This is a genomic window from Glutamicibacter sp. M10 (assembly GCF_025452055.1).
Lineage (GTDB): Bacteria > Actinomycetota > Actinomycetes > Actinomycetales > Micrococcaceae > Glutamicibacter.
Window position 1 is genome coordinate 57920 of sequence record NZ_CP104918.1, and the last position, 12467, is coordinate 70386.

The 12467-nt window shown below is 57.3% G+C and carries 9 protein-coding genes and 1 pseudogene; 4 read left to right on the top strand and 6 right to left on the bottom strand.

Annotation, left to right across the window (positions count from 1 at the left end; translation table 11 throughout):
• Positions 1 to 82 precede the first annotated feature (82 nt).
• Together N6V40_RS00300 and N6V40_RS00305 are read right to left on the bottom strand one after the other, a co-directional pair.
• Positions 83 to 1414 (bottom strand): ABC transporter substrate-binding protein, encoded by a 1332-nt coding sequence (locus N6V40_RS00300; protein WP_131090422.1) that lies wholly within the window; start codon positions 1412 to 1414, stop codon positions 83 to 85.
• 279 nt (positions 1415 to 1693) lie between these two features.
• Positions 1694 to 3604: an ExeM/NucH family extracellular endonuclease gene (locus N6V40_RS00305; protein WP_262198474.1), complete on the bottom strand. Its 1911-nt coding sequence runs from the start codon at positions 3602 to 3604 to the stop codon at positions 1694 to 1696.
• Positions 3605 to 3874: 270 nt separating this feature from the next.
• Between N6V40_RS00305 and N6V40_RS00310 the strand changes: the two genes are divergently transcribed.
• From N6V40_RS00310 to N6V40_RS00325, 4 genes are all read left to right on the top strand, one after another.
• Entirely contained in the window at positions 3875 to 4285 is a 411-nt protein-coding gene (locus N6V40_RS00310) for a hypothetical protein (RefSeq protein WP_262198476.1), read from the top strand.
• On the top strand, positions 4234 to 4662 hold the full coding sequence (locus N6V40_RS00315) for a hypothetical protein (RefSeq protein ID WP_262198478.1): 429 nt from the start codon (positions 4234 to 4236) through the stop codon (positions 4660 to 4662). Before N6V40_RS00310 ends, N6V40_RS00315 begins: the two co-directional genes overlap by 52 nt.
• On the top strand, positions 4662 to 6992 hold the full coding sequence (locus N6V40_RS00320; RefSeq protein WP_131090425.1) for a YhgE/Pip domain-containing protein: 2331 nt from the start codon (positions 4662 to 4664) through the stop codon (positions 6990 to 6992). The genes N6V40_RS00315 and N6V40_RS00320 overlap by 1 nt, the downstream gene beginning before the upstream one ends.
• Before the next feature lie 67 nt (positions 6993 to 7059).
• Entirely contained in the window at positions 7060 to 7599 is a 540-nt protein-coding gene (locus N6V40_RS00325; RefSeq protein WP_262198481.1) for a TetR/AcrR family transcriptional regulator, read from the top strand.
• Here the strand turns inward: N6V40_RS00325 and N6V40_RS00330 are convergent.
• From N6V40_RS00330 to N6V40_RS00345, 4 genes and pseudogenes are all read right to left on the bottom strand, one after another.
• The gene (locus tag N6V40_RS00330; RefSeq protein ID WP_262198483.1) at positions 7553 to 9223 is read right to left on the bottom strand and encodes an ABC transporter ATP-binding protein; all 1671 of its coding nucleotides are present in this window, start codon (positions 9221 to 9223) and stop codon (positions 7553 to 7555) included. The two genes, N6V40_RS00325 and N6V40_RS00330, sit on opposite strands and share 47 nt — an antisense overlap.
• The gene (locus N6V40_RS00335) at positions 9181 to 10308 is read right to left on the bottom strand and encodes a DUF1611 domain-containing protein (protein ID WP_262198484.1); all 1128 of its coding nucleotides are present in this window, start codon (positions 10306 to 10308) and stop codon (positions 9181 to 9183) included. Before N6V40_RS00335 ends, N6V40_RS00330 begins: the two co-directional genes overlap by 43 nt.
• Before the next feature lie 228 nt (positions 10309 to 10536).
• Positions 10537 to 11063: pseudogene (locus N6V40_RS00340) on the bottom strand (SixA phosphatase family protein).
• A 69-nt stretch (positions 11064 to 11132) separates the two neighbouring features.
• Positions 11133 to 11918 (bottom strand): winged helix-turn-helix domain-containing protein, encoded by a 786-nt coding sequence (locus tag N6V40_RS00345; protein ID WP_131090430.1) that lies wholly within the window; start codon positions 11916 to 11918, stop codon positions 11133 to 11135.
• Positions 11919 to 12467: the final 549 nt, after the last annotated feature.

The following is a 12467-nucleotide window of genomic DNA, read 5'->3' on the forward strand; positions in this document are numbered from 1 at the left end:
CTTTTCTGCTGCAGTGCCTCTGCGCGAGGGAAGAAATCCGTGGTTGGTTTCGCCCTCGCGCAGAGCGGTGAAGGGTACTTAGTTACTTGATTTCCAGTTCCTTCAGCGTTGACAGCGCACTGTTCCACGCGGATTCTCCGTCGGTGCCCTTATCAATGGCGATGGTTGCTGGCCCGAAGACCTGTTCCTGGATCACCGAGTCATCGGCGCCCTTGAACTGTGCTTTGACGCCGTCGGCTCGGTGGCCCAACATTTCACCAATCGGTGCTCCATTGAAGAACTTCGTTAGGTCGTTCTCACCGGTCACGGCCTTGGACTTCTGTGCTTCAACGTTGCTCGGGAACGCTCCGGCAGTTTCGAAGGAGGTAGCCTGCGAAGTGGCGTTGGTCAGGTACTGGGCCAGCTTGGCCGCCTCGGCAGGGTGCTTTGAGGTGGTAGGTACGGTCAGGAATGCGCCACCCCAGTTAGCTGCGCCTCCGGGGAAGACATCAGCAAAGTCCCATCCAGCTGAGGAATCCCCGCCAGCTCCTTCAACCTGGCCTTTGACGTTTCCGAGCATCCAGCCTGGGCAAGGCATAACCGCAAAGGAACCGTCAATGAATGCCTGTCCTTTACCCCAGTCCCACTGGGTCTGCCCGGATGACAGTCCCTTCTTTGCTGCCGCTGAGAGCTTGTCCCATTGTTCGCGCAGCTGCGTATTTCCCTCGATGTTCAAGGTTCCATCGGCCTTGTAGTAGCCCTCATCGAGTTGGTTGGCCATTGCGTTCCAGACAAAGCCGGACTGGTCGTAGAAGGCCTTGTCGGTTTTCTTGACGTAGTCTTCGCCGACGCTGAAGAAGTCATCCCAGGTGGCATCTTCGCCGCCGAAGAGTTCAGCCACCTTTTCACGGTCGCTCGGAAGTCCTGCCGCTTTGAAGAGCTTGGAGTTGTAGCACAGGCCCATCGGCCCGATGTCGGTGCCGTAACCAATGAGTCGTCCTTGCTCATCGGTAGCCTGCTTAACTTTCCAGTCCACCCAATCAGCTGAGATGTCCTTGGCACCATACTCGTTGAGATCGGTGAAGCTCTCGGAGACGGTCATGACCTGACCCAGCCAGCCTTCTTCCACGGCCTGGACATCTGGCAGACCTGCGCCGGCAGCCTGCTTGGTCTTCCAGTCCGTCAATGCGTTGCCGCCGGTGTCGATGTTGGTGGCTTCGATGGTGACGCCAGGATTTTCTTTTTCGTATTTCTTGTACAGCGGGTCAAGGCCCTGAGTGCCGAAGGTGGTGACGGTCAGGGTGACGGGATTATCCGCCGAAGCTGGCTGGGCGGCATCTTTGCTTTCGCCCGATGAGCAACCTGCTGCGAGCAAGGCGATGCTTGAGGTCAGTGCGACAACCTTGGCAAGGCGAGATGTTCGTGAAGACTTCACGGTGACTCCATTCAAGTTCGGTTCGTGCGAGTGTGGGGTACTTCAATATTTTGAGAGCGCTCTCAAAATACGGCAAAAAGAATAGGGTTCATCCCTGAACCCTGCTTGCCATGGTTATGAAAGCAGCTCCGCTTTTCGTTTTGTGAGCGCTCTCACAAGACGTCTTCATCAATTCTCCACGAAGCGATTTTTCTGTCAACCCCAAATTTAAACCGAGTACGGCCAGGTGCCCCTTGCTGGCAGGTTCACCTGGCCGTTCCGGTTTGCTAGAAACTAGCCTTACTTGTTCAATTCAAGTCCCACCAACACCGGATCATGATCCGATGAGCGGTACTGATTTGCGGTGAACAAGTCGGTGATGTTGTAGTTGTGACGGCTGTACTCGTAGCCCACAGATTCGATGGCGTTGATGTTCCAGATGTCCTGACCGGTCACCTTGGAAGCCAATTCCGGAGAAGCCAAAATGTGGTCCAACGAACCACTCAATCCGTCATAAACATAGCTCTGCGAGTCAGCTGCAGCTCCCAAATCGGTGAAGCCAGCATCCTTGAGAACCCGGATTGGATCCTCAGCGGCATAGGAGTTGAAGTCTCCTGCAAGCAGCACCTTCTTGGTATTGCGGGAGATCTTAAGATCCTCGGTGAATTTCACCAAGGCCTTGGCCTGCTCAACACGGTCCGCGTTCCAGGCACCCTGGCCATCGCCAGAGTCCACGTTGCCTGAACCATCATTTGGTCCGGAGCCCTTGGACTTGAAGTGGTTTGCGACCACCACAAAGCGGGTGTTCTGATTTCCACCAACTTTTTGGAAGGCTTGGCCTAGCGGATCACGTGCATTATCAAAAGCAGGATCCTGCAGGATCACCGATTCCTCGACTGGCTTCACTGCCTGAGCACGGTAAATAATCGCAGTGCGGATCACGTCCTCATCAGCTGGCACAGTTGCCGGGCTTGGAACAAGGTTCCATACCTTGCTACCAGCAGCCACGTTCAACTGATCAACAAGATGAGCCAGAGACGCGTCACGATCTTCGCCGAAGCGCGCTGAGTTCTCAATTTCTTCCAGAACCACTACGTCCGCGGTGAACTTGCTCAACGCCGAAACAATCTTGGACTGCTGCCGGTTGAAGTTTTCCGCGTTGGCGGCGCCACGAGCATCACAGCCCTGACGAACGGTGAGCGGGTTGCCCTCACGGTCACGGTAGTAGGTGCACCCTTCGAGCTGGTCACCGGTAGTAGTGAAGTAGTTCAACACGTTAAAGCTACCGACGCTCACGTTCCCGCCGACCTCTTCGGGAGCTTCATTGTTGATCTGCTCGAAGTTCAGCGCGATATCAGCATCATTGGAACCAATCACTTGTCCCTGCGGCTGCAGCCGCCACAGGTCGTAGCGGTAATCCAGGATCATCGCCGAGGTGAACGTGGCTTTTGCGCCAACGGTCACGCGCTGCTTGGCATCGATGTATGGCAAAGCCACGGAGGTGTTTTTGGCGGTGCTGAAATTCAAGGTGGCACCATCATCAACCACAATGGCTCGCCGCTCATTTTCATCGGCCAAGGCTTTGGCGTCTGCGCTATTGGGAGCAAAAACATCGGTAGGCTGACGCAGTAGTTTTTCGCCGGGCAAGATTGAGCTGGTTCCTTGCGCAAGGCTCAGCTCACCGTACTGGTTCAGCGAGTAGTTATCCGAGACAGTAAAATCTCCCTGCGGATCCACGAGCATTGATTCGATCTGTTCACGTGCCGCGTCGCCATTAGGCAGTGGCACCGCCAACGGCTTCACGCTCTCGGCCGGTTCGCTCAACCGCGTGACTTCTTGGGCCTTGATCTGGGTCAGCCCGTAATATTCACCGACGCTTCCGGCGACCTGAATGTAGTCCCCAACCTGGACCGAAGAAACCTCATCAGGCGCATAGACGAAGATCGCTGGGCTGCCTTCTGTGGGCAACTGGCCTCCGGTGCCGGGGGTCTGAACATAAAATCCGCGAATCCCGCCCTCGGCATAGGCGCCAGTGACAACACCGCGCACTGTCGCGTCCTTGCCTACCATCGGCGAGTTAGCTCCAGTACCTTGCACCTGTTCGATGGGGGTAATTTCAACAGTGTCCGCTTGGGCAACCGAAACGCATGAGAGCGCTAGGGCACCTCCCAAGAACACTGCAGCAATGCGAGTTGTTGACCTCTTGCTCATGTTTTCCCTTAGCTGATGATGATCGTAGGCGGCGAGGTAATCGCAACCATGGCTATGGTCTCGAGGTAATCAAAGTTCGGTGAACCACCGGTGAACTTTGTCCTGCATTAGCGAGACCACCCCAAGAACCATCCAAAGGCATCAAGCGGTTTACGTCTAGAGGTGATTAAAAGAATATAGTCACTAATTGAACTGACCGGTCAGTTCAATTAGTCTGGTTTTGTGCTTATCGCAGATTCAGTCACCGTCAAAGGCCGCCATGAAGAACTAGTGCCGCCCACCTCTTTACGTGTGGACCGCGGTGAAGTTCTCTTAGTTGTTGCCGACCCGCAGATTTCGCGTACCGCGTTGGCCCTCGCGCTCAGCGGACGGATGCAGCCAACCACCGGAACGGTGGCCTGGGGACATTCAGACTCACTGAAAACCCTGCGACAGCACAGCGCATTGCTCGACTCCCCTGAAGTCAACGAGCCCGAAGCACACCTAAAGGTCCGTGACCTAGTCGGCGAAGACCTTGCATTGGTTCCCGGTCCCATTTGGCGCAAGCCTCGGCCCAAAAGTGGATGGAAGAGCACGGTTTCAGCGATGTTGCCAGCGAATGGGCCGACGCAATCGACCCAGCACAACGCATGGAACTACAGCTACTTCTGGCTGCTGAGAACCCCAAGTTGGAACTGCTAGTTCTCGATGCACCAGACCGTCACGATATGCAAGACGAACTCTGGATGGATCTGCTGGCCGATTTTGCTTCCAGCTCACGCGAATTTGCTGTGGTGGCCATCGTGAGCAATGTTCCCTACGGCTGGGATGGCCCGGTGAGTTACCTCGGATCTCTCTCGGCGCAGCCCATTGAGCTGACCCTTCCGGCGGTCGAACCAATGCACGAAGAGTTCTCCGGCGAAGAATTTGTGCAAGAAGAACTGGACCTAGATCTTCCCGAACCCACGAACCAGGTACCGCTTGCTGATGAATCAGCCAGAGAAGCTCCTCTCGATGAGGATCCGGTCAGTGAAGACGAACCAATCGCCACTGAGACCAGCGAAGCGAAGGAAAACTAATGACGACTTTGCAACTTGCGCTCTCTGAACTTAAGCGCATGACCCGTGGCACCCTGCCTAAACTGGCGCTGATCGCTTTGACCTGTGTCCCGTTGCTTTACGGTGCCCTATACCTCTACGCCAACTGGAATCCTCAGGGAAACTTGGACAAGGTCACCGCAGCTGTGGTCAACCTCGATGACGGCGCAAAAAAGGACGGCGAGTTCACCCGCGTTGGTGATAGCGTCGTCGACAACCTCGAAGAGGACGGCACCTTCAGCTGGGCCCACCTCGACTCCCGTAAAGACGCCGAGGACGCGGTGGCCAGCGGCGAATACGCCTTTGCACTCGTTCTGCCGGATAACTTCAGCGCTGCCCTCGTTTCCCCGGGCGACTTTAAGGACGCCGACCAGGCAGACCTTGAGCTGCTGACCAACGACGCCAATAACTTCATGGTTTCCAACTTCGCCCGCACGCTCGCCGGCGAAGTGCGCACCTCCGTCTCTGAAGAGGTGGGAACCGAAACTGCCTCAGCGATGATTGCCGGTTTTGTGGACATCCACGATTCCATGGGCGAAGCCGCGGACGGCGCCGAAAAACTCTACGACGGTACGATGAGCCTCGGCGACGGTGTTCTCACCCTGGCCGATGGCACCACCAAATTAGTTGACGGCAGCAGCGAACTGTCCGACGGCAGCGTTAAGCTCAAGGGCGGCACCGCCCAGCTCTCGGGCGGTCTACAGGAACTACTGGCCGGACAGAAAAAGCTGAGCAACGGCACCAACGATTTGGCCGACGGCACCAGTGAACTAGCCGCTGGTGCGGACAAGCTCAGCTCCGGGCTAAACACCATGGAATCCAAAACCAAGGCGCTGCCAAGCTCGGTGGACCAGCTTAACGACGGTGCGCAGAGCGCCAAGAGCGCGGCCGATCAGCTCGCCACCGGCTCCCGTCAGGTCGCCGACGGCAACAAGCAACTGGCTACCACCGCCGATGATGCCATCTCGGTAATTGATCAGCTGCAAACGGACGCAGATAAAAAGCTGGACAACGTCAAAACCGACACTCAGGCACAGCTGGACAAGCTCGTCGCCGACGGCACCTTGACCGAAGAGCAAGCCACAACCGTTGAATCCACGGTCACCCAAAGTGTTGAGAATTCCACTGTGCCCAGCACCCTGGATTCCAAGGTGAACGAGGTCAACTCCGGACTGACCAGCATGCAACAGAAGCTGCATACACTCTCCGATGGCTCCGAGAAGGTAGCCGACGGCAACAAGCAGCTTGCCACCGGACTGGGTACTTTGGCTGCCGGTACCCAAAAACTGGACGCCGCAGTACCATCTCTGGTCGACGGTATTTCCACCGCCGCCGATGGTTCGGCCAAGCTGGCCACCGGCGCGCACAGTGCCAACGACGGAGCTCAGAAACTGGCCGACGGTCAAGCCTCCGCGCTAGAGGGCACCGCCAAGGCTGCCGACGGCGCCAAAACCCTTGATACCGGAGCCGCTTCCCTCGTTGACGGTACCGATCAACTGCACGGTGGGCTCGTGAAACTTTCTGACGGAGTTGGTGATCTGTCCAAGGGCGCTAACAAGCTTGAAGACGGTTCCTCCGATCTCGCCAGCGGTCTTGATGATGGTGTAAAGCAGGTACCCAACCCGGATCAAAAGACCAGCGATAAGCTCGCCGATGTCATCGGTTCGCCGGTAGCGCTTGATAACGTCAAACAGGCCGAGGCCCAGTCCTACGGTGCCGGTTTGGCCCCATTCTTCATGACCTTGGCAACCTACATGGGTGTTTTGGTCCTGACCCAGGTGATGCGCCCGATCACCAAGCGCGCGCTACTATCCAACGGTAGTAACTGGAAGATTTCGATCGGCGGCTGGCTTCCCTTTGCAGCCATTGCCGTGGTGCAGACCAGCATGCTCTACGCTGCGGTGCACTTCGGTCTGGGCCTGAACACGGCGCACCCATGGATGGCTTGGCTGCTACTGGTCCTCGCGGCCCTATGCTTCAGTGCCCTGATCCAAGGATTCTTCGCGTTGCTGGGCACCGCGGGTAAGTTCCTCGTATTGGTGCTCATGGTGCTGCAGCTGATCACCGCCGGTGGTACCTTCCCATGGCAGACCTTGCCAGAACCGTTGCAATTCCTGCACCAAATCTTGCCCATGGGCAACGTGGTACTGGGCTTGCGTCACCTGGTCTACGGTGCCGATCTGGGCGTGCTCTCGGGCATCATCGGATCCTTGCTCGCCTACACCGCCCTAGGATTACTGCTAAGCATGCTGGCCGTGCGCAAGAACAAAACTTGGACCTTGAAGACCCTGCAACCGGAGTTGAAAGATTGACAGCCATCCCAGCCCAGCGCCAACGGGTGCGCGCCACCAGTTCCAAGGAACGGCTTTTGAAGCTGCCATGAAACTGCTGGGCACCCGTTCCCCCGACGCGGTGTCGGTCGATGAAATCGCTTCGGCAGCCGGAGTGTCTAAAGGAACCGTGTATTACAACTATGGCTCCAAGGACGAACTGGTCAGCCAGATCCTGAACTTTGGTGCGCAGAAACTCCTTGATGGGCTCAGTCAGGCAGCCGCCTGCGCTGATCCCTATCAAGCGTTCAAGAAAATGCTGGAATTCTCCATGGACTTCGTGGCCAGCTACCCGGCATTTGTTCAACTGTGGATGCAAGAGCAGCTCAGCGCCGACACCGCCAGTGACTTCACTTCCACTCCGTTGCACTCTCAGGTCACCACCTTGCTCATCGAAGTCCTCGAGCGCTTGGTGAAACTGCCCAAAGCAGAAAAGCTGCCAGTAGCCACCACCATTTTTGGTGCGACACTTTTCAACGCACGCATGAGCACGACGCGCAGCGATGAACTGGGGCGCGATCAGATGGTGCGCTCAGTACTGCTCATCGTTGATGGCTTGCTGGCAACTGCGCCGCCTGCCAAGAACTAGTCGGATTAATTCCCGGCAAGTCTCCGGCATAAATCACCACGCCCGGATAGTTGTTGACCCGCTGCACCACGCCCGGGTATGCGCTATGCGGTAGACGGGTCAGCAACTCATCGATCACCAGCACCGGCGGTTCGCGCAATAAGGCACGAGCCACCAAAAGGGCTGCCTGCTGACTTCGCTCCAGTGGCTTTCCGCCACGACGAAGTCGGGTTTGATCCCGCTCTGGTAACTGCGTCAGGTCAAGCCCACACTCCTCCGCCAATTTCAGTGCTTTAGTTAGTGAGGCCCCGGGATGACGGTAACGCAAGGCCCGCGCCAGGGTGCCACGTTCGGGCACCATCGCTTCGAGGGCTGAGCCCACCAGTTTGCGTCGCTGGCTTGGGGGCAAATCTTCGCTGCGTCCTTCGGCAATCCACACTCCAGCATTCGGGTCGCCACACTGATCAAGGTTGCCGGTGGCAATTGATTCAAGTAACGCGGCCCGCTGCCAGTTGTTGCCCTGTAGCGCGATGCGTTCACCGGGCTGGACACGCAAAACTGGGTAAGGTGGCAGACCAAGGGCGTCAGTATGGTAAGGCAACTGAATCCGCACCACGGCGCGCTGCCCCAGCAGCTCCTTGGCATCACGAGTGCTCAACGATTGTTCATCAGCTTTTCGCCACTGTTCCTCCTGCTGTAGCAAGGGAGCAATGATGCGCCGGCCGGCCTTGTAGTTCTGCCGGTACTCCACCGCTTTGCCCCATTCCCCCAGCGCCCCGGCGCAGATCCCAATCAGGGTCAGCGCCGTGGCCACGGCAGAGCTTTCCAGCCCAAGCAACGACGCAGCACCGACCATCAAGGCAGTCCCCAGCAGCGGTACCGCCAGCGCACTTGCACGTAAGGCCCCAGCAAATCGGGCGCGCTGCACCGAGGAATCGATCACTTTCTGTGAAGAGTCCTGCACCCGACTGACCTCGCGGTCGATGCCTCCCCCAGCGCTAATGGCAGTCCGCGCAGCAACCGTGTCGGAAATTCGGGCTGCCAAATAACCACGGTTTTTCCGCAACCTCCGAGCACTGCCAAAAGTCCCCGGTGCCAAGGCCAGCAAAAAGACGACCTCCAACACCAGTGTCACCCCAAGGCTCCCGGCCAACAATGGGTGCAACATCCACAGCCCAACCCCGCTGAGAAACAGCAACGGCACTCCTGCCACCAGCGGCACCATTCCCTGCACAATCCAGTTACGGATAGATGAGAGATCATTCGTGGATCGGGCGATGGTGATACCCGCCGAAGGCCCCCGTGCACTGCGCAAAGCGTGAGAGATCAACCCGCGGCGCAGCTGCGCCACATAGTGTTGCCCCAGCTTCTCGGCCAGTACCCGCTGCGCATATGTGGCGGCAAAAATCCGAGGATCAACCCCACTACCGCCCCAAGCATTGTGCTGCTCACTGTGGTGGTGAGCTGTCCGATCAGCCAAGAAATGATGATGGATATCAGGCCGGCAATGATCCCCAGACTCAGCAGCCCGGCCAGCAGTATTCGGCGTTTCCCTGCGAGCAATGGCGGCAGCGCCACCTGCATTTTGCTCAACTTCGCCACCTAACGTGTAGGCAGCAAGCTGGTGGCTACCTCGGCTTGGCATAGATCGTAGGTGCCGATCACCGCGGTGGATAGCTGATTCTGCGCCTCTTGGGCGGCCAGCGGGGAGGCGGTCACCACTCCGGAGACGGCAGCAACATCAAGCCCGACCTCCAATAAGATGCGCTCTCCCGCTTGGGCTCCCAAGGCATCTTGGGCACTGAAAACTACCCTGTCGATATGCTCGGCGAAGATCGGATCGGCCAACAATCGCGAGGTCTCACCCTGGAAAAGCCCGTCAGCGATCTCGATGATGACCGCATCGGCACCGGTAGCGCTTTGCTCACGGATCATCGCCGCCAGCAGCGAGCGAACCGTTTCGTAATCCAGTTTGTAGGTGGTTGGGAATCCAAAGTCGGTGAAGTCGCAGACGCTAAAGGCGCCTGCGTCGGTGAACAAATCAGGGTCATTGCCCGCGCCGGTTCCGGTAGCTTTACCGGCCGCGATGTTCAGCCCAGCGTTGACCAACCCGTTGACCAGGCACCCCAAAGTGGTGGATTTTCCGGAGTTCATCGACGTTCCCAGCACAGCGATGACCGGAGGTCGCTTGGCTCCAACCTGCGCGGCCTGTGCCGATTCATTATGGATATCCAGCGGAGCAAAGTCTCGCAGGTTCACTACCTGGCCGTGCCGCAACAACAGCCCCACCGGTTCAAGAGCTGTGGCCTTATCGATGGAGGCGTGCTGTTCGATCACTTCGCTGGCCACGCCCCTGCCGGCCACCAACTGGCACGGTCCAAGGTTGTTTGGAACATGAGCCAGGAACTGATCCGGTGCGTAGCGGTGCCCGTACGCCACCATGATTTCTTGACCGACAAACATGAGCTGTCGGCGCGAGGTCGGAGATTGCAAACGCAGGTGTTTGCCCAGCTCGGTGACCTTGGCGATCACCACGTCCCCGGCGCTGGGGACCATATTTGCACGGCGCACGATCTGGAAGTCTTGCGGGTTGCGTTGTAGCTGCGCGGCAACAAACCGCGTGGTGTAGGCAGCACGAATACGGCTCGCGCGCTGTGCGTCGATGGGCTGCTGTAGTTCATTGCGAGCTTCGGTGCTCTGCAGCGGAAGCGATTGTGCGATGGCGGCCATGATCCCATTTCCTTTTCACCCGAGTCCCGGTCCACGTTCAACGTGTTCCGGCATTGGCGCTTTCGCCAACAGTTCTCAGTGAATCGAGTAATGGTTAACCCAAGATGAACTCCCGCTGGTGGGTTCACCTACATCCGATGAGACGGCTTTCATCTGCCTCTCATAACCGCAGATCATCGGATAATTAGCCGGTGACTAGGCGATAAGAAAAACTTGGTGAGAGTACTCTCATGCGGGTCGTGGTGCGAAGAAATGGGTAATATTTGCATCGCGAGAGTCCAACTGCGAGTACGAATGGCTGGTTTCAAGCACCGTTGTTCCCAGCGTTGGATAGTCCATGGCCAGCTCGTACACGGCCTCCTCGTCGGAGTCCACCGAGGCAAGTCGAAGGGCAAGGTCCTGAAGCACCGGCTGGTGGCCAATCACCAAGAGTGTGCTGACCGTATCGGGCACCTCATTGATAATGGAGCACAGCTTCGCAACACCGGCACCATAAATCCGCGAGTCCACGTAGGGCGTGGGCCCTTTTCACCAAGCTCTGAGAGCACCCATGCACAGGTGGATCGAGCTCGCAGCGCATCGGAGCACAGGATATAGTCCGGCACCAGATTGTTCTCTACTAGCCAGGCACCGGCCGCTGGAGCTTCACGATGCCCGCGCGATGCCAGCGGTCGCTCATGATCGCTCACACCCAGCGGGTAGTCGGCTTTGGCGTGACGCATGAGGATGAGCTTGCGCGATTGCATGGTGTTCATCTTCCCAGCTTAAGACAGCAGCGGCGGGCAAACCGAATACGGTTTGCCCGCCGTTGCCAGGTGGTGCAATTAGATGGAGTATTCAGGCGCTGCCCAAACAACAACTTCTGGGTGCTCGTAGAAGCGGTAGCCCTGACCGCGCACGGTGCGCACGGTATTAGCTAGGCGACCTAGCTTGGAGCGCAGGCGACGGATGTGTACGTCGATGGTGCGTTCGTTGGGTACCTCTTCGGCATTGCGCCATAGGTTTTCCAGCAGTTCTTCGCGTCCCACAGTGCGGGTGCCGTTTTCAACCAGGAAGTTGAGCAGTTCAAATTCCTTGAAAGTCAGATTCAAGGTTTCGCCGTCTAGGTAGACTTCGCGACGCGAAAGGTCGATCAGTACACCCGATGGGCGTGGGGTGCTTGGACGAGCTTCGGCACGTGGACGGCGTGAGACGGTTGGGTCTCCCAGCGCCTGACGTACAACGTCAATTGGCTCACCCTGCGCGCTGGTTGGAGCCAGTGCCACGGCGGCGTGGGTCTGAGCCTGAGGAGAAAGGGTGGCGAGGAAGGCGCGAACCTGAGTTGCCAGCTTGCCCAGCGAAGTACCCTGCGCCTGAGCTGCCGCTTCATCAAGTCCTACGTACAGTACAAAGCCGCGAGCCGAAGTGTCGGCGGTGGCCTGACCGGTGGACTGCACGGCAGTGGTGGTCGGCTGATGGGATGGTTCACGAGTTTCTGGGGTGTTAGAAACTGCGCGCAGGGGACGATATCCCGCTGGTGCATAGTTGCCAGCAGCCTGACGCTGTGCAGCAGCTGCGCGGTTCTGCGCGTTGCGAATTGAAACGTGGACGTATCCGGATCCAGCCGACATAATGTTTTCCTCTTTTAGTGCGAAGGCCAAGTGGTCTGGCGCTCGTGCTTCGGGTTTTGCTTGCGCCGTTCATGGCCTTCGTCCACGTTCAGCAGTTGGGTTTCCCGTCAGCGACTTTCCGATTTCTATTTACGAACGAGCCGTAAATTCATCTTTTAGCCGCCGACGCCGAGCATTCGATTACAAGTTGCATCGGCAAACCACGACTGCCCGTCGGGATGCTTTTTGCTGTTCTGCGCCGTACTCACACCTCTAGTTTCCTCGTAACATTGTCAACTTGCAAGTAACAAACTATGGCCATGTCCACATAGTGAGACAAATACGTTCAAAGGTGATACACACCACTTTAGACATTTCTTGACTATCTAAGCGCTTAACTACTCAATATGCTCAAGACTTTTACTTCGACCGAACATACTGACTACCCTATTCAGGGGCGTGAATATTCATTCACGACAACACGCAGTCCACACTTCAATCATTCGTCGATCACTACCCTTGACCAAATTAAGTACCTCCCGTTAGCAAAAATCCTGCATAAACTCGACA

Coding starts and splice junctions, on each gene's coding strand:
- N6V40_RS00305 (WP_262198474.1), bottom strand. CDS start 3,604: ATGAGCAAGAGGTCAACAACTCGCATTGCTGCAGTGTTCTTGGGAGGT.
- N6V40_RS00315 (WP_262198478.1), top strand. CDS start 4,234: ATGGAACTACAGCTACTTCTGGCTGCTGAGAACCCCAAGTTGGAACTG.
- N6V40_RS00320 (WP_131090425.1), top strand. CDS start 4,662: ATGACGACTTTGCAACTTGCGCTCTCTGAACTTAAGCGCATGACCCGT.
- N6V40_RS00325 (WP_262198481.1), top strand. CDS start 7,060: ATGAAACTGCTGGGCACCCGTTCCCCCGACGCGGTGTCGGTCGATGAA.
- N6V40_RS00330 (WP_262198483.1), bottom strand. CDS start 9,223: ATGCCAAGCCGAGGTAGCCACCAGCTTGCTGCCTACACGTTAGGTGGC.
- N6V40_RS00335 (WP_262198484.1), bottom strand. CDS start 10,308: ATGGCCGCCATCGCACAATCGCTTCCGCTGCAGAGCACCGAAGCTCGC.
- N6V40_RS00345 (WP_131090430.1), bottom strand. CDS start 11,918: ATGTCGGCTGGATCCGGATACGTCCACGTTTCAATTCGCAACGCGCAG.